Source organism: Streptococcus nidrosiense (assembly GCF_042140045.1).
GTDB classification, from domain to species: Bacteria; Bacillota; Bacilli; order Lactobacillales; family Streptococcaceae; genus Streptococcus; species Streptococcus nidrosiense.
Genome location: NZ_CP152419.1, coordinates 1,009,516 through 1,028,178, shown reverse-complemented (window position 1 = coordinate 1,028,178; position 18,663 = coordinate 1,009,516). Strand labels below are relative to the sequence as shown.

General features: G+C 37.3%; 12 protein-coding genes and 1 pseudogene. 2 read left to right on the top strand and 11 right to left on the bottom strand.

The window, feature by feature from the left end; all coding sequences use genetic code 11:
* Positions 1–4 precede the first annotated feature (4 nt).
* From AAFQ93_RS04930 to AAFQ93_RS04915, 4 genes are all read right to left on the bottom strand, one after another.
* Positions 5–1,750: a DUF2075 domain-containing protein gene (locus AAFQ93_RS04930; protein WP_375554825.1), complete on the bottom strand. Its 1,746-nt coding sequence runs from the start codon at positions 1,748–1,750 to the stop codon at positions 5–7.
* Complete coding sequence (locus AAFQ93_RS04925; RefSeq protein ID WP_042902790.1) at positions 1,750–2,085, bottom strand: nucleotide pyrophosphohydrolase; 336 nt, start codon at positions 2,083–2,085, stop codon at positions 1,750–1,752. Before AAFQ93_RS04925 ends, AAFQ93_RS04930 begins: the two co-directional genes overlap by 1 nt.
* A gap of 122 nt (positions 2,086–2,207) precedes the next feature.
* Entirely contained in the window at positions 2,208–3,059 is an 852-nt protein-coding gene (locus tag AAFQ93_RS04920) for a hypothetical protein (protein ID WP_375554824.1), read from the bottom strand.
* Between the two features lie 627 nt (positions 3,060–3,686).
* Positions 3,687–6,332, bottom strand: coding sequence for a DEAD/DEAH box helicase family protein (locus AAFQ93_RS04915; protein ID WP_375554823.1), 2,646 nt, complete (start codon positions 6,330–6,332; stop codon positions 3,687–3,689).
* Positions 6,333–6,468: 136 nt separating this feature from the next.
* On the opposite strand from AAFQ93_RS04915, the gene AAFQ93_RS04910 reads away from it, so the two are divergent.
* On the top strand, positions 6,469–7,089 hold the full coding sequence (locus AAFQ93_RS04910) for a TVP38/TMEM64 family protein (RefSeq protein WP_375554822.1): 621 nt from the start codon (positions 6,469–6,471) through the stop codon (positions 7,087–7,089).
* Positions 7,090–7,375: 286 nt separating this feature from the next.
* Here the strand turns inward: AAFQ93_RS04910 and AAFQ93_RS04905 are convergent, their stop codons facing one another.
* On the bottom strand, positions 7,376–8,530 hold the full coding sequence (locus tag AAFQ93_RS04905; RefSeq protein ID WP_375554821.1) for an MFS transporter: 1,155 nt from the start codon (positions 8,528–8,530) through the stop codon (positions 7,376–7,378).
* A 340-nt stretch (positions 8,531–8,870) separates the two neighbouring features.
* Between AAFQ93_RS04905 and AAFQ93_RS04900 the strand changes: the two genes are divergently transcribed.
* Positions 8,871–10,127: an ISL3 family transposase gene (locus tag AAFQ93_RS04900; RefSeq protein ID WP_375554820.1), complete on the top strand. Its 1,257-nt coding sequence runs from the start codon at positions 8,871–8,873 to the stop codon at positions 10,125–10,127.
* A gap of 65 nt (positions 10,128–10,192) precedes the next feature.
* Here AAFQ93_RS04900 and ftsX read toward each other — a convergent pair whose 3' ends face one another.
* The 6 genes and pseudogenes from ftsX to AAFQ93_RS04870 all read right to left on the bottom strand — a co-directional run bounded on the left by ftsX (position 10,193) and on the right by AAFQ93_RS04870 (position 18,660).
* The gene (ftsX, locus tag AAFQ93_RS04895; RefSeq protein WP_371620412.1) at positions 10,193–11,119 is read right to left on the bottom strand and encodes a permease-like cell division protein FtsX; all 927 of its coding nucleotides are present in this window, start codon (positions 11,117–11,119) and stop codon (positions 10,193–10,195) included.
* Positions 11,112–11,804 carry a cell division ATP-binding protein FtsE gene (ftsE, locus tag AAFQ93_RS04890; RefSeq protein WP_223338957.1) on the bottom strand — a complete coding sequence of 231 codons (693 nt, stop codon included), beginning with the start codon at positions 11,802–11,804 and terminating at the stop codon, positions 11,112–11,114. The genes ftsX and ftsE overlap by 8 nt, the downstream gene beginning before the upstream one ends.
* A 15-nt stretch (positions 11,805–11,819) precedes the next feature.
* Positions 11,820–12,915 (bottom strand): peptide chain release factor 2 gene (prfB, locus tag AAFQ93_RS04885; protein WP_148130293.1). Its coding sequence is split into 2 segments (ribosomal slippage): positions 11,820–12,842 and positions 12,844–12,915, totalling 1,095 coding nucleotides; the frame shifts between segments, so codons are not numbered across the junction.
* A gap of 295 nt (positions 12,916–13,210) precedes the next feature.
* Positions 13,211–15,719 (bottom strand): annotated as a pseudogene (locus AAFQ93_RS04880) (MBL fold metallo-hydrolase).
* Between the two features lie 79 nt (positions 15,720–15,798).
* Positions 15,799–16,509, bottom strand: coding sequence for a LicD family protein (locus AAFQ93_RS04875; protein WP_075227501.1), 711 nt, complete (start codon positions 16,507–16,509; stop codon positions 15,799–15,801).
* A gap of 3 nt (positions 16,510–16,512) precedes the next feature.
* Positions 16,513–18,660, bottom strand: coding sequence for a LicD family protein (locus AAFQ93_RS04870; protein WP_375554819.1), 2,148 nt, complete (start codon positions 18,658–18,660; stop codon positions 16,513–16,515).
* Positions 18,661–18,663 lie beyond the last annotated feature (3 nt).

The window sequence follows — 18,663 nt, the reverse complement described above, 5'->3', positions numbered from 1 at the left end:
GTACTTATAAAATTGCCTCTTTTAAAGCTTCTTGAAGTTCTTCATCTACTGCGTATATATAAAGTCCATTTACTCCTCTAGTTAATAAAACATTTAATTCATTTTTCAAAAGATCTTCACCAAAGTTCTTCATTTCACCATTTTCGAGTTTTCTATTTTGAACCGCACCTTTATTTTTACTTTCAGAAATATCAAACATGATTTTACCATTTCTGTATTTAACTGATGGACCAATAATTACACCAGCGTAATTCAAATCAAAACCTTGCACCGTAAAGGTCGAACCCACTTCATTAATAGTTTGTGGTTGTTCAATCCAAGATAGTTTTGCGTCTTTCTTCTCTGGCTTTATTTGTTGATTCCAAGGAGCCTTCCAGTCGCCGATTTCAACAAACCATTTTGGTCTATCTTGCTTCTTTTTTTCTTCAACATAAGGCCAATCATATGTTGCAACTAATCTAGAAATACCTAGTTTTTGATCTTTATTCTTTAACTTAATAGCTTTTTGTAGTTCAAAAGGAGAATCAAAAATTCTAATATCATATTGCTTATCTTTTGTTAATTTTTTGATTTCACAATCATCAATAATACTTCTAATCCAATTGACAGTTTCAGGATTTGCTTTTATTCTCATTTGATTACGTAATTCAATTAAATTTCCTTCCAGATTAGCTTCATGCTCCAATTCAAAAAATGTATTATCAGTCCATATTTGAGATTTATTCATAATCTGTTTATCATCATAAACCAAAACAACTACTTTCGACTGTGCTAATAAATCAATTAAATGATTTCCTCCAAGATATGCTTGATTTTTCGCAGTAAGCAGTAAATGCCCTTCGTCAACTATAACCACTCCTGCTTTAATCTTTTCTTTTCTCAAGGCATTTAAAAATTGAGTAGGCTTCATTGCCACTTCCAAACTAGAGCCACTATTCCAATTCAGTTTTCTTTCAATTTCTTTATATACACTTAATTGGTTATTATGATTTACAATAAGATTAATGTAATTATTATCTTTAATAAATGAAATATCTTCAGAATTTAATAAATCATCTACCAACGAACTCATTAAAACTGTTTTCCCTGCTCCAGCTTCTCCTTTAACCAGGATAAGGGTTCCCTCTTGATTTTTACTAATGGAAGCAATTATTTTATTTATGATAGTATTTTTAGCTTCAATTTGTTCTTCGGTTAATTTATGAAAGGGAGATGCTTTAAAAATTGCTGAATTTCGAACAATACTCTCAATCGGAAATAATGACTGATTTCTTTTTCTCAGTGAACGCCAAACTTTTGAAAAAATTGAATCCAATTCGTTAGATGTATAATATTCATTTTGAGGATTCTCTTTTCTATTTTGTACTCTTATGACTTTACCAACACTTGAAAGATAAAGCATTAAACGATTTTCAATGTCTAGAGTTAAAGACTTATTAAAATGATTGTGACCAATTATAAACATCTTCGTTGTCGAAGATGTTGCAAAATCTCTCCAATCATCCCTGTTTTCTTTCTTTATATCATCTGTTAAGTGCTGGCTAGTTCGCCGAATTATATCAGCTGTTTCACCTACATATACACTAAATTGATCATTCTTATTATCGTTAACAATATAGACAACTGGATAATCAAATAAAAGTTTCATATCATTTTTATGTTCACTAGATTTAAGTTGACTTTTAAGATTTACCAGCGAATTGTTTGAATACTCTATCTCTCTTACTATTGGGCTTTTTATTTTAACCATTATTTCTCCAACTCAGTATATTTTTTATTATTACCTTTACTTAACTTAACAGGATATTTCCGATTATTATCAACTAATTTATCTTCAATAATCTTTTCTACATCTAATTGTAAATTATCAGCCAACATAAAACTATAAATTAGAACATCGGCTAGTTCCTCTTTTATTCTTCCCAATGATTTACTAGTGACCTCTTCAGACTGCTTCCACTGAAATAATTCTAAAAGTTCACTCGCTTCGATCGAAATTGAAATTGCTAAATCTTTTTCATTATGAAATTTTCTCCAATCACGGTCATCTCGAAATTTATTAATTTTATCAATTGTTGACTTCATTTTAATTCTCCAATGTAAATCTACTAATATATATTATAACATGAATAAGTTTTATAAATGTGATAAAAATATAATAAAAAAGAAGGATTTACTCCTTCTCTGTGGACACTATTCAATTTCTATCACTTATTAGTTAGAATTTCTATCAACTCTTCGTCATTAAGTGATTTATTATCACTGAACCTAATTGAATTATCATAATAAGCCTCATAGTATTCAGGTGATAATAATGTCATATCTAAGATGTAACTTTTATCTTTATCCTTTTGATAATTTGCTACTATCTCTGATTCTCGTAATTCTTTCTGAGATTTTGGTGTACCGTTAGTCCTTTGGTACTTTTCCATCAACTGCAAGTGTTGAAAAATTACTGAAATATATCTAGAAGGATTTACTAGAAATCTTTTACTTACAACAGACTTCGGAACTAAGATTAGAAGTTCCTCTACACCATTTTCATTAGGAGCAAGAACATACTGGCTTTCAAAGGTAGCCCACTCATGACTCTCGGAATCCCAATAATCAAAACGTTGTACTTCATTACTGATTTTTAAACCGTGTAATCGAGCTTGTTCTAAAGAATATAAAATCAATTCTTTTTTTAATAAACTTACTAACAAATCAGACAGCCTATCTTCTGAAAAACTCTTTACAAAAATCGGCATCGCTATAGGTGTCAGTAATTTTTCTTTGATTCTATCTACCGATTTATAGACATACCCAAAAAATTGATCAAGCATCTTCATTGAAACACCTGTCCCTTTGGAGTTACTCTCAGAATATCCAAAGTGGATAGCATTACATTCTTTAGAGTGTGAAAACAATTGAAATGCGCCTGCTTTATTACCTAAAGTGTACATTTTATAGACTGTATTTACAAAATCATTAACAATATTTCTAAAACCATCTGATAGCAACAATGGGTCTAAAAATAATTTAACATCCTTTGATGTATCTACATCAACAAAATCCAATCCTACTTGGATTGATTCTCTATTTAATAAGTTTGATATTCTTATAATATCTACCTCTTTTCTTAATTTTTTGTAGAAAAAAGAAAAATTATCAAAATGAGATTTACATTTCTTTTATTTAGTGTTAGAATAAAAGAGAATTTTTTGAAATAGTGCCTCTATCGCCATTTTGAAATTCACTATTTTTAGCCAGTCGTCAGCCCCTACTGACGTCTTTTTTCTACAACTATTATTATATCAAACAAAATCAAAAAATCAATATCTTGTATATATTTATAACAAAATTTTAAATTTACACTATATATTGTATAAACTACTTAATTCGAGTCCGTAATTCTATTATTCTCAATATCTTGTGTTTTACAGTACTTAATAACAAACCCAAAATCACCCTTAGAATGTAGTCTAGGGGTGATTTTTTGCTTACAGATTAACATTTACATCCTAGACTACTATCTCGGATTTTGTTGAGTTCTTTCAGGAGTTGAGTTAGGTACTTTTTTATGGGTAGGCTATTCGAAACTTAAAACGTAACAAAATCTATGATTTCTTCATCGTTCGAAATTTAGTTTACTCATAAATTTTATTCTTTACACTCCTTTGAAGATTAGAGGACGATTTTTCTTCCTACTTCAACGCACTTTTGACCTTTTTCTTGGTGATGATGCGGTCGTTTTTGTTTGCTAGGGATTTGAGTCGGGCTTCAAGCAAGATTTTTCGGCCTGCTTCGTTACGGGTGTAGACTAGCTGATAATCACCTAGCTGAGGTGCGACGGAGTCCAGAAAGAGCTGGGCATCTTCCTTGCGTTTTTCAAAGAGGCTAGGAACTACGAAATACTTGGACTGGCCTGCAGGGGCTTTTTTAGCTACTAAGAGGTAGCGTTGATTATCCACGGGAGCAAAGAATTCACCCAAGGTCTGAGAAAAGAGTTCCTTATCTCTCATACTGCCCCCCTTAAGATAGGCAAAAATGCTATAACTTTCCTTATCTTCCTCTACCTGCACGCGCGACTGGTCATCGGACAAATGCCCCATCTTTAGCATGGCATTACGAATACCTTCACCCGCCTGCCGTAGGCGTACATAAGGACTCTTGTAAAAGAAATAGCGAATCACAGTGTAGGCTAGAAAGAGGATGCTCAGTCCAAACAACCAGCGAATACTAGTTCCACGGACCCTAAAGATATAAAAGAGGAGATTGAGGGCCGTTAGCATAAAGGAATAACGGAGCCATTTTTCAGCATCAACAAGAGTGAGCAGAGGGATCTGCTTGCGATCTGTTGCTATCTCATTGACAATCTCTAGCTTATCCGCAACTACCAACGCCTCCTGCCATTTTTTGCGAAGGGTGGTACGGTCCTTGGATAGTTCCATGATCTTCTCGTTGTAGTCTTCGAGTTTCTTTTTCTTAAATGGAAACTCAGGAAAGTTCAAGCGATCCAAACCAGTTTCAATGGTATCTTCCTTATAGGACAAGCCAAGGAAGTGGTCCATACGACGGGCAAGGGTCTGCAGGTCTTGATAAGGATTGAGGTCTTGTTCTTCTTGATTTTCATTTGAAAAAGCTGGGTTTTTGTAAGGTTTGATGGCTACTAGGTGCCAGATATTGCTGGTCTTATCTGGATGTCCTGGCCAGATACGGATAGCACGGCCCCGCATTTGATTGCTGAGCATAAAGCTTCCGACAAAACTACCTAAGATCAGAGAATTAACACATGGCGCATCCCATCCTTCACCCAAGAGAGACTTGGTTCCGACCAAGACTTGGATAGAACCACGTTGGAAGAGCTCAGTCACTGCTGCGACCATCCCCTTAAAGCTAGATGGAAATCCTACTTGGAGATAGGCGCCTTGATCTAGTTTTCCGATGGCTGAGAAGGTCAAAGCGACTGTTGGCAAAAGTGCTTGGAGTTCTTCCTTGACACTGGCCGGTATGATAACGACACTACCTGAAAGGACTGCTAGGGGAACAGAAATCTCCTGTTTCTGAGCACTGCGGCGAATAGTTTCAAAGTAGGGGAGTACACCTAATTGCGTGATCGGTGCTTGGTCATCTCCCAGATAATTAGCAAAATCCTTGCGGATATAGTCCGCCAAGACTAACTGTCTCAAGTCCTGACCTAGACTAGCATACTCGGTTTCAAAGATAGATGCGATGCCAGCCAGTTTTCCTAGAGATTGATTGAGGATTTTGTCATTGGCCTTGGATTTGACCAAGAAGACCTGACGTTTTTCAATCAATCCTCTTGATTTCAACTCAGTTTCTATCTTTTTCTTTGTCTCCTGAGGATCCTCATACCAGTCGGGTGTCTGATAGAGAAGGCCTTGCAAGAGGACTTCGAGCCAGTAGTAATTAAGAGCAGGTAAGCCTTCAGCACCTAATAAATCTCGTAAGTGCTTAGGAATTTCTAGCTTTTGATCCTGTAGATAAATGAGGAGGGCTGAAAGATACTTGGGATCTTCGAGGAGCATATCCGCAGAGATTTCCCCTTTGAGAACCTTGGAACTCTTAATCAACTCTTGAAAATCAGAATAAACGACTAGTTGGCTGACATACTGCCACTTGGTATCCTCAAATTCTTCCAAGCACTTCTCTTCCTCCTTGGTAGGAAAACAGATATAGACAAAGTCCTGGTGAGGGCAGAGGGTGTCTTCCTTGACTAGTTCTGGCACCGTGATTTCTTGGTCGATTTCGCCACACATTTGGAGATAGCGATCCCAGAGTTCTGGCTCACTATCATAAGGAGGTGTTGCTGTGAGAGAGATAATTTGCAGTTGTTGGTAATTTTTACGGAAGTCTTCTAGGCTTTTCCACCATTCATTTCTCAAGTGATGGCATTCGTCCAGACAGAGGGTTGCAACTCCCTTTTCCTTGAGTTTGGCAAGCAGGTCAAAGCCGACAAAGTCCTCAACTTCGCCATTATCTTCTTGAGATAGTACTTGTTGCATGGCACTGTGAAAGGCTTGGTAGGTGGCGATGGTGATTTGCTTCATGTCCTTGAGATTTTGAGACACGAGACTTGTAATCTGGTCCTCATTCTCTAAAAAAGCCTGGCGAATCCTATCCACCCATTGTTCCCGAATGGTAACAGTAGGCACCAAAACCAGAGCTGGCTTATCAAAGCGGGCAATCAACTCGATACCAATGGTTGTTTTCCCAGAACCTGGTGCTGCCACCAAGTGGATATGGCCATCTGCTTGATATTCCTGAAAGTTATCCAAGACCTGTTTTTGGTAGTTGCGCCAAGTACCATTAAACTTCAATCCTAACATGATTTTCCTCATTCTAAGCGGTCATTTTCTTATTCCCATTTTACCATACTTGAGGCAAAGTCACATGAAGTACCCCATATAGTCTTTCTCCTTAAAATATGGTATAGTAGAATCATACTACTCAAGAGGAGTTTACATGTCACACGATAAACAAATGAAAGCTGTTTCTCCCCTTCTACAGCAAGCAATTAATATTTCTTCCATCATCGGTGGAGTTGGTACTTTGATTTTCTGTATCTGGGCCTATCAGGCTGGAGTTTTGCATTCCAAGGAAACCCTATCTGCCTTTATCCAACAGGCCGGTATCTGGGGACCACCACTCTTTATCTTTTTACAGATATTGCAGACGGTTGTTCCTATCATTCCTGGTGCTCTGACATCCGTTGCAGGTGTCTTTATCTACGGTCACATCATCGGAACGATCTACAACTATATCGGCATTGTCATAGGTTGTGCGATTATCTTTTACCTGGTGCGCCTCTACGGAGCACCCTTTGTTCAGTCTGTCGTCAGCAAGCGCACCTATGATAAGTACATCGGTTGGTTAGACAAGGGTAATCGCTTTGATCGATTCTTTATCATTATGATGATTTGGCCGGTTAGTCCAGCGGACTTTCTCTGTATGCTGGCAGCTCTAACCAAGATGAGCTTCAAGCGTTACATGACTATCATCGTTATGACCAAGCCCTTTACCCTGGTCGTTTACACATACGGCTTGACCTATATCATTGATTACTTTTGGCAAATGTTCGCCTAATCACTAAAAAAAGTTGATCAAAAACTCAATTTTATACTCAATGAAAATCAAAGAGCAAACTAGGAAACTAGCCGCAGGTTGCTCAAAGCACTGCTTTGAGGTTGTGGATAGAACTGACGAAGTCAGTAACATATATACGGCAAGGCGACGTTGACGCAGTTTGAATTTGATTTTCGAAGAGTATTATCAGAAAATGAAAAAAATAAAACGCATAGTATCAAGGCTTTTCAACACCTGATATTATGCGTTTTTCTGATTGTAAAGATTTTTTCTCAGCCTCTTTTTGTTAAGCTTCTTTTTTCAATAGGAGAGAAACAAGGACTGATGTCGCAATCATCCATGCTCCTAGAATGATAAAGGTCATTCGACCATTCGTTGTTACTAAGCCAATTCCTGAAAGAACAAAAGGTGTTAAGGAGGCACCAAAACTACATCCCAAAACAGCATAAGAAGTTGCTTTGTTGAGGAGCTTTGCTGGGATTCTCTCAGAAATTAACTGAAAGACTGTCGTAAGGGCAATGCTATAGGCAAATCCTCCTAAGACAGAACCTGCAACGACAACCCAAAGAGAAGGGGAAAGAGCGATGATGATTTGCCCAATACCAAAGGTTACACCCGCAACCAATAATAATTTTTCCTTAAAGGCAGAGATGAGGAAAGAAAAGCTAATTCCCGCCAGAATCCCAATCAACTGCATGGCACTGAGTACCAGACTAGACAACTGAGCATCTCCAAAGCCTGCCTCAATCATGAGACTAGGAATACGGAAGGTAATGGCAGTATTTGTACACACGATCACAGCAGCACCAATGGCAAGGAAGAAAATCAGCTGTAGCATGGAGCGAGTTAGTTTGGTTGCTTCTTCTGTCTTTTGCTTGGACTCATGAACTTCTTCTTTGTTATAAGGGACAAAGAGAAGGAAGAGTACAAGAACAACTAGACCTGCTGCATAGGCTAAGAAGGTTGCAGTCCATCCAAAGGTCAAGAGTTGACCAACTGCCAGAGTCAAGATAGAGGCTCCCACTACCTCAGCTGACCCACGAAAACCAAGCATCTGGATACGAGTTTTGCCATGGTAACGTTCACTGATGATAGAGATGGCCTTGGCGTTCAGCATCCCCACTCCAATCCCAAAGAGTAGTCGTGTAGCAAAGACAAAGTAATAGCCCTGATACCAGAAGGGAGCGATACCGCTGATTGACAAGATCAAAAGTCCCAGAGTCAATTGGAGACGTTCAGGGAAAATACGCTCAAGAACTCCGTTCAATAACAGCATAGCCATAATCCCAAAGGATGGAAGGCTGACCAAGAGTTCGACCTGGCCTTTTGAGTAGCCCTGATAATAGTCAAACATGGCTGGTAGGGCACTTGATATAGAAAATGATGTGATCAATACTAACGACAGGGAAAGTATACTCACTTTTTCCAAAAATTGTTTCATTTTATCCTCATTCATTATTTATGTTAAGTCAAAAGAGCTAGATATTACTCTAGAGATAAAAGATATCTTTCATCTAGTCCCTATCACTCTTTTAGCAAAAAGGTCCTTTCCTATCATACACTGTTTCCCAAAAATTGGCAAGCAACTGCTTTATAAGTTCAACATAAAAAGTAGGACCATCAGACTCGGTCAAGCCTCGATGGTATCCTACTTTTATGGCTCTATAATATTTGTAGTGGGTAAATCCCCTATGGATATTATGGAGCCTATTTTTGTGTAGAAAAAAAGTTCCATAAGATCTATAATGAAAAGCGACCAAACCATCATTAGAAAGAATCATATGGAACAATTACATTTTATCACAAAACTACTCGATATTAAAGACCCTAATATCCAGATTCTAGATGTCATCAATTGGGATACACACAAGGAAATCGTCGCTAAACTGGACTATGACGCCCCGTCTTGCCCTGAGTGCGGATGTCAAATGAAGAAATATGATTTTCAAAAACCGTCGAAAATTCCTTACCTCGAAACGACTGGTATGCCTACCAGAATTCTTCTTAAAAAGCGTCGTTTTAAGTGCTATCATTGCTCGAAAATGATAGTCGCTGAAACCTCTATCGTTAAGAAGAATTATCAAATTCCTCGTATTATCAACCAAAAGATTGCTCAAAAGTTGATTGAAAAGACTTCTATGACTGATATTGCACATCAGCTATCCATTTCAACTTCAACTGTCATTCGTAAGCTCAATGACTTTCACTTTAAGCATGATTTTTCTTGTCTTCCAGAGATTATGTCTTGGGACGAGTATGCCTTTACCAAAGGAAAGATGAGTTTTATCGCACAAGATTTTGATCAGCTCAATATCATTACTGTTCTTGAGGGAAGAACACAAGCTATCATCCGCAATCACTTTCTTCGCTACGATAGAGCGGTCCGATGTCGTGTGAAAATCATTACTATGGATATGTTTAGTCCTTACTATAACTTGGCTAAACAGCTTTTTCCTAATGCAAAAATTGTACTTGATCGTTTCCACATTGTTCAGCACTTAAGCCGAGCTATAAGTCGGGTTCGTGTCCAAATCATGAATCAATTTGAGCGAAAATCTCATGAATACAAGGCTATCAAGCGCTATTGGAAACTCATCCAACAAGATAGCCGTAAACTGAGTGATAAACGTTTTTATCGCCCTACTTTTCGCATGCACTTAACGAATAAAGAGATTCTAGACAAGCTTTTGAGCTATTCAGAAGACTTGAAACACCACTATAATCTCTATCAACTCTTGCTTTTTCACTTCCAGAATAAAGAAGCTGACAAATTTTTCGGACTTATTGAGGACAATCTGAAGCAGGTTCATCCTCTTTTTCAGACTGTCTTTAAGACATTTCTCAAGGACAAAGAGAAAATTGTCAACGCCCTTCAATTGCCTTATTCCAACGCCAAATTGGAAGCAACCAATAATCTCATTAAACTCATCAAACGAAATGCTTTTGGTTTTAGGAACTTTGATAACTTTAAGAAACGAATTTTCATCGCTCTGAATATAAAAATGGAGAGGACAATCGTTGTCCTCTCCAGATGTTAGCTTTTTATTCAACCCACTACAGTTGACAAAGAGCCACTTTTATAGATTTTAGTAAACTATCTTACTTAGATTTTCAAGAATCGGCGCATTGAGATTCCTGAACCAAGTGAACCGATACAGATTCCAATGAGGAACAAAAGACCGATCATCAGTGGAATAAAGGTATCTGGGGTAATCAAGGATAGGTTTTGTCCAACCAAGGATGGGTTGACAGATTGGAATACTCGGTTATAGATAAAGTAAACCAGAACTGATGGAAGAGCTGCTCCCAACAAACCAATAAAGGCTCCTTCTAGCAAGAATGGGCCACGGATGTAGCTGTTTTTAGCACCAACCAAACGCATGATTTGGATTTCACGACTACGTGAAATGATAGTGATACGAATGGTATTTGAGATCAAGAAGACCGCGATGAAAATCAAGAGTCCTGCAATGAACAATCCCCAAACACGGATGAAGGAAGCCAACTTGAAGAGACGCTCCGTATTGGCACCACCGTCTTGAACTTCCGAAACTCCTTCGATTTTCTTAGCTTCTTCAGCGACTGGTTTCACATCACTTGGTGAATTAGTATCTACGATGTAGGCATCATGAAGAGGATTGGCATCTCCTTCAAAAACCTTCCACTCGTCACCCATGGTTTCAGTCAGCTTTTGGTACTGCTCTTCTTTACTTGAGAAAGTTACACTTTTAACAGCTGGCATAGACTTGAGGGCATCATAAACCTTGTGGTAATCATTGTTTGTAACTGTTTGGCCCTCTTTGACGATGGTTTCACTATTGTCTTCAACGTCTTTACGGACATAAACCATGACGCGTACGTTGTTTTCGATATCCGTTGCCAATTTTGCAGTATTAAAGATAACTGAGGCAAAAATAGCAACCAAGGTCAAGGTAATCATTACTGAACTCACAGCAGCAATGGTCATCCACCCATTACGCTTTAAACTCTTTAAAGCTTCGAATAGGTGGCGGAAAAATCTACTAATCATCGTATCCGTACTCTCCTTTCGCTTCGTCACGAACCACACGACCATTCTCGATGGCAATGACACGGTGGCGCAAGGTATTTACGATTTGGCTGTTGTGAGTGGCCATCAAAACAGTTGTCCCTTGAAGATTAATGCGCTCCAAAAGGTTCATGATTTCCCATGAATTATCAGGGTCCAAGTTACCTGTTGGTTCATCTGCAATCAAAACTTTAGGATTGTTTACGATAGCGCGAGCAATGGCGATACGTTGCTGCTCACCACCTGACAATTCATTAGGGAATGAACGAACCTTGTGTTTTAAACCAACAAGATCCAAAACTTCCATAACACGTTTTTTGATATTGCGACGGCTTTCACCAACAACCTCCATTGCGTAAGCAATGTTCTCATAAACGGTTTTCTTTGGCAAAAGTTTGTAATCCTGAAAGACAACTCCAACACTACGACGAAGGAGCGGAATATCTTTCTTTTTAATCTTCACGAGGTTAAAACCTGCAACCTGCAAACTTCCTTTTTCAACTTTAACCTCACGATACAAGGCACGGATAAAGGTTGACTTACCTGCACCTGAAGGACCTACGATATAGGCAAACTCTCCTGGTTCAATATTTACAGAGACGCCACGTAGGGCTGTTGTCCCGTTGTCATACTTTTTGACAACATCTCTCATTTCAATGATCGACATGTGACTTCCTTTCTTTTAACTAATACGCCATTTTAGATAGGCATCGATGAAACCATCTAAGTCTCCATCCATGACCTTATCTACCTGCGCAACTTCAAAACTGGTACGGTGATCCTTCACCATGGTATAAGGGGTAAATACATAGGAACGGATTTGGCTTCCCCATGTGATTTCTTTCTTATCCCCCTTAAGGGCATCTACCTCCGCAGCTTTCTTTTCCTGCTCCATCTGATAGAGTTTTGCCTGAAGCATCTTCATCGCACGATCACGGTTTCCATACTGAGTACGGTCAACAGTCGATGCAACAACAATCCCTGTTGGAATGTGGGTCAAGCGGACACCTGTTGAAACCTTGTTGACGTTTTGTCCACCTGCTCCACCCGAGCGGAAAGTATCCATCTTGATATCATCTTCTCGGATGTCAACTTCAATAGTATCATCCAACTCTGGCATAACTTCTACAGAAGTAAACGAGGTGTGACGACGCTTAGCTGAGTCAAATGGTGAGATACGTACCAAACGGTGAACTCCCATTTCTGACTTGAGAAGTCCATAAGCATTTGGCCCTTCAAAAGACAAGGTCACCGACTTAATTCCTGCTTCATCACCAGCTTGATAGTCCAAGACTTCAACCTTAAAGCCTTTAGCGTTACCATAACGAGTGTACATACGAAGGAGCATATCGCCCCAGTCTTGGGCTTCTGTTCCACCAGATCCTGGGTGAATCTCTAAAATAGCATTATTATGATCATAAGGCTCTGATAAGAGCAAGGTCATCTCGTAGCTAGTCATCATCTGATCTAGCTCAGCTAGCTTCTCCACCAACTCATCCTTAACAGACTCATCCTCTGCTAAAAAGTCTAGTAAGATTGCAACCTCATCCTGCAACTCTTCCATGGTATGGAAGGTATTGTAGGTATTTTTTAGTTCGTTTAATTCTTGCGACGTTTTTTGGGCCGCAATATTATCGTTCCAAAAATCAGGTTCTGTCATTTTGTTTTCCAAAATGGCAATTTCTTCTTCTAACCCTTCGAGGTCAAAGAGACCCCCTAAAAGAAGCTAATTTTTCACGATTGGCGTCAATTTTTTGACGGATTTCTGAAATGTCCATATATACTCCTTTTTTGTATCGTTTTATTATACCATAATTTTTCTTATTTATCTAATCGGTGTTTTTTAAAATTTCTTATCAAAATATTTCGATTTGAAGACTAAGAGAATTTTTTCAACAATTTAGGGGTAAAGAATCAAAAAACATCCCAAAGTTGATCAATATTCTCATTCTAAAAACATTGATCGATTCTTTGAGATGTATATAAATACTATTTCATGAGAAAGCTAGGTAGTTACTGAAATACTAGCACATAGGGAACTTTCTCAAAGACTTAGTATGAGGTAGAAAGCACTTATTCTTTATCTGCCTTCAAAGTCGAAGTTTCTTGGGCATCTGCTGATTTTTCTTCCTTATCTACCGGCTTATCAGAATCCTTCTTAGGATCTTCTTGATCTCCCTGAACTTCTTCCTCTTTTACAGGATTTAAGCTCCAAATACCATCTTGATTGACCTTGTAGCCATCAGGTGTTGTTCCATTTCTTAGAAGTGAACCATCTGCTTGGAAATAGTACCAGTTGTCATTCAACTGTTTCCAACCAGTCTCCATTGCGCCGCTAGTATTGAGATAATAACGAGAGCCATCAATCTCTTGAAGACCTGTTAGCATGATGCCTTCCTTGTCTAGATAGTACCATGTGTCCTTATCTTTGAACCAGCCTGTCTTCATAGCTCCGCTAGTTGCAAAGTAGTAGTAATGATTATCAAGCCATTTCCAACCAGTCTGCATCGCTCCGCTTGCATTGAGGTAATAGCGAGTGCCATCAATTTCTTGAAGACCAGTTAGCATGATGCCTTCTTTATCTAGATAATACCAAAGATCATTTTCTTTGAGCCAGCCTGTCTTCATTGCTCCACTACTTGTGAAGTAACTATAATGATTATCAAACCATTTCCAACCTGTTTGCATAGCCCCACTTGCATTTAGATAATAGCGAGCACCTTCAATTTCTTGTAGGCCAGTTTGCATGATACCTTCTTTATCTAGATAGTACCAAAGACCCTTATCTTTGAGCCAACCTGTCTTCATTGCTCCACTACTTGTGAAGTAGCTATAATGATTGTCAAACCATTTCCAGCCAGTTTGCATAGCCCCACTTGCATTGAGATAATAGCGAGTACCTTCGATCTCTTGGAGCCCAGTTAGCATGACACCTTCTTTATCTAAGTAATACCAAGTATCTTTATCCTTGATCCAGCCTGTTTTCATCGCTCCGGAACTTGCAAAATAGTTCCAATGCCCTTCAATCAAGGCCCAACCTGTTTGCATAACTCCCTTATTATCAAAGTAGTAGGTTACTCCATTGATTTCTTTTTTACCAACTATTTGTTTTCCTTCTTCATCAAAGTAGTACCAGTTTGATTCAATTTTTTGCCATCCAGAGCCTGTCTCATCTGACTGTAATGCCCCACTACTTGCAAAGAACATTTTCTTACCATTAAAGACTTGTGAGCCAGTAAGCATTTTACCATCTTTATCAAATAGGTACTTTTTGCCACCTATTTCAGCTAATTCATTATAGAGTCTAGCGCCTGTCGAGCTGATATAATACCAAGAACCATCTTGCTTGAACCAGCCCTCATACTGCATCTTCCCACTACTATTTAGATAATACCAGTTGCCTTCCAGCTTTTCTCTACTATCATTTAAATGAATCCATTTACTTGCCTGCATCTGACCTTTTCCATTAAAGAAATAATAGACATTATCTATCTTTCTCCATCCGATGGCCATTTCATTATCTGATAGACGATATTTCCAGTAACCATCTTCTTGATACCATCCTTCAGATACTGTAGGAATATCTGGGAAATAATCAGAAACATTTGTAAAACCAGAATCAGCAATATTAAATACCGTCGCATCCTTAGTTAGACTAGAAGCATGGACTACTTGAATATTCTTCTTTTTTAGATAATCTCTTGTTGAAGCCAGATTTGCATCATAAGAAGATGTATGCACAACCATACTAGGTGAAAGTGACTCTAAAAAAGGAATGGTATTTGAAATTTGAGCATCATAATGATGATTCCATTTCATCATGTCTACTTTGCCAATTTCTGGACCTAATCTATCCTCAGCACCTTCAGCATTATCTAAGTCACCACCAAGATATATCTTTTTCCCTGCAACAGTCACTACTGCAACCAAGGAATTCGAATTATCATCATAGACTCTTTTCAATTTGCCATCCGTACCATACTCATTCTTATAATTATAGAGTTGGATATCCATATCACCCAATTTGAAGCGACTATCTTCTTCCTTAATATCTTGAACAATAGTTACTCCTTTTTCACGGGCAACATTGAGTGCATTATCATAATTAAAAAGATTATCCCACAAACGCCACTTACTTGTAATTCTCTCATCAGTATATTTTTTTAAATAAAGTTTTCCGACTGGATAACGTTTTAGAATCTCATCTGCGCCACCGATATGATCACTATGGACGTGGGTTCCTAAGATAAAATCAAATTTTTGAATACCTAGTCGATTTAAATGGCGAAATAATCTATCTTCCAAAACAAGCTCATTTTGCCTTGTAATACCAACTCGGCTTGGATAACGCGGATCCGTTCCATCTGGAAAATCATAATCTTCCCCCCATGTCAATTAGGGCATAATGTCCATTACTCTCCAATAGAATGGCATCACTTCCTGAAGCTCCCTTGGTATTGATAAAGTGAATACGATTCCCAGAACCTGCTGAGATAGTGTCTGCCTTTACTGCTTGCAAGTGACTGGCAGTAACTGACAAAAGTATAATACTAAATAAGATTGTCTTCTTTAAATTTTTCAAATCTATCACTTCTTTCCTTAAAACTTATCTGGTGTCATTCACAAATAGACTTTGTAATTCATTTGTAAGTGTACTTAGCTTATTTCTTTAAAACAACTCGAGCAAAGTTGGCATCACCTTGTTTATAGATTGGATTTTCTTTCCAATTATAATTGGTATTTGGAGTTTCAAAATCAGCTCCATACAAGTGACTGATATAGTCTCTAGTATTCTCTGGAATTTTCACATCTACGCCCTTAAAGTTTGCGACTTGTAATTGACTGAATGGCAATTCGTAATGATAGACCTCATGACGAGTTGGTACTCCCAAAGCATTAATCATAAAGAAAATCGTATCGGAGGAGATTGTTTCCCCTTTTTTATCATAAACAATAAGATCTACATTCAAACCTTTAAAGCTGTATGATAGTTCTACCAATTGTTCATTGTAATAAAATTCTTTGGTTCTTGAAAAACCTCTTTCCAAGAGATATTGTTCATCCTCTACAAAGCGTTGATAATCTGGAATAATGATGCCAAAATCCATATCCAGGTCATGGCTAATAAAATCATTTTCTCTAAAAAAGCCTAATAGAGTCCCAAAATCCAACCAAATATCATAATCTTTTAAAGGAGAACTATAAATCGTTTGAAGAATCTCTTCAAAGTTGTCTTTTAACAACTCACTTCTTTTGGAGTCCAATTCAACGTTCGCTTTGTCATTGAGACTTTTAATGATTGGTAAGTTCTTGATGAGGTCTTTCTTGTCCCCTAAAAGACTTGCCAAACTTCTTTTTAACCATTGTAACACGTCTTACACCTCTTTTATATAAGCGACAAAATCATCATGTTTCACTCGTTTTTCAACTGGTGGAATTTCCATAAAATCATCACCGTAGATAGCTGATAAGATCTGGTGAGAAGCTTCTGGAATTTTATAAATTCTATCTTCGAATGGGCTGTCCATTACTTTATCAAGCAGCGTCTTCTCAAATTTTGTAGAAGTTCTCTTATTTTCCATCAAATAATCAATAGAATCATTATCATTAGCCTGCATTGAGAGAATGTTCATTTTTTTATTCCAAGTTTTAACTCTTGTTAAACGGAAAACAAGTACTAATAGATATCTGACAAGATTCTTAAATCCAGCATTTTTACTATGAATACCATAGAGAGTATAAACAGAAAGTCTACGATAGGTATCTAGTTTAACCATCTCTTTATTGACATCAGCATAATAATCAAATGGGAAAACATCCACGCAAATTCCTAAATCGATATCATTTTCAATATAGTTATTCTCATAAACGGTACGAGCATCATATACTCGATAAAATGGATAAGGATAGCGAGCATCATTTTCCCAAGATACTACTTTGTAGATAGGGTCATTGTCCCGTAGAACTGCTTGATATAACTTGTCATACTCATCACGTTTCAATGAGATATCAACATCATCATCCCAAGGGATGTAGCCCTTATGTCTAACGGATCCTAATAGAGTTCCATAAGCCAAAGAATAACTAATATTCTCTCTTTCACAGAGATTGTGGATATAATCCATTACCCCTAATTCTACTTCTTTAATCTCTTCTTCAGATAGTTTTCTGTATCCATCTCTCTTTTTAGAAATAACAGAGAAATAATAGCCTGAGATTATAAACAGAATACAACCTAATAATGAGATACCATAGAAGGTTGAACTCAAGAATAAGTTAGAAATCAAGATAACGACGGTCATCAGTAATCCTGAAACAAGCTCATGATCAATTCTATCTTCCTCTTTGTCTTTTTTGAATTTTCTAAGACTTGCAAAGATAAATGAGAGCATGAAAATAGCGATCGGCACGATACCAAAGATTCCGTTATAGAATAATAACTCTAGGTATCCATTGTGAGTTAAGTAATGTTGTTTAATGATATATGCACTTGCATCATAAGTTTTCCCTAATTCATACCAGTTTCCTGCTGAGTAACCAAATAGAGGTCTCTTTGGAATGAACGAGGCTGTCGATTGCCAAATAGCAAAGCGGTTATTGGAAATATTTTCTTCGCTGGTATCAGTTCGCTCCAAAGTCAAATTATTGTTTTCACCTTTTTCCTTATTTCGTTGAATTTCAGCTGAGTGAGCTTTCAAATACAGATCACTACTGTACTTGACACCATTATAAGATAAAAATACTAGTCCAACTGTTAACAATACAGCGACAAAAGATTTTAGCTTGTTACGGAAGTCAAATTTCACCAAAGAATATAGAAAAGCGGCCACAACCAAACAGATGTAGGTCGTTCTTGAACCAGATAAAACGATATAAGCGAAATTAAGAAGAATGGATGAAATAGCTAAGGTTTTAACAAATTTACTGAAGAAAGTTAGCCTCATCCCTAAGTAAATAATAATAATTAAGGAGATAATCGATAAATAATTAGGACTTGCTAAAATACCAAATAAACGGGATTCAACAAATCCTTGACGAATTAACAAGCCTTTATAGTCGAAAACTCTGTAACCAATCAACATAAAGAATTGAACAAGAGAAATGAAAACTCCCACAGTATTAGCTACAGTAATCACTGAGAAGAATAAGTTAAACAAAAGTCGAGACTTTTCTTTGGTAAAGGTCTGAAAAATTGGATAAATAGCAAAGAAATAGATAAAGAATACTACTAAGTTCTTGATATTCGTTGAAAAGCCATACTTAATCACCAGTAAACTTGTGATAATATTCATGGCAAAAAAGAGAATTAGATACTCAATTTTTCTCACAAATAAATAAGCTTTTTTTACAAAGAAATTATATAAACCCAGTAAAACTCCCATCAGAGTCATGCCTAGGGTAACAAATTTATTAGCAGAAATGAATTGAAGTGGAACAATTAGTCCTGCCATACAATAAAAAGATATGACTGATAAAAATACCAGATTAATTTTAAAATAGTTTTTCTCAATAATAGAAATCATTTT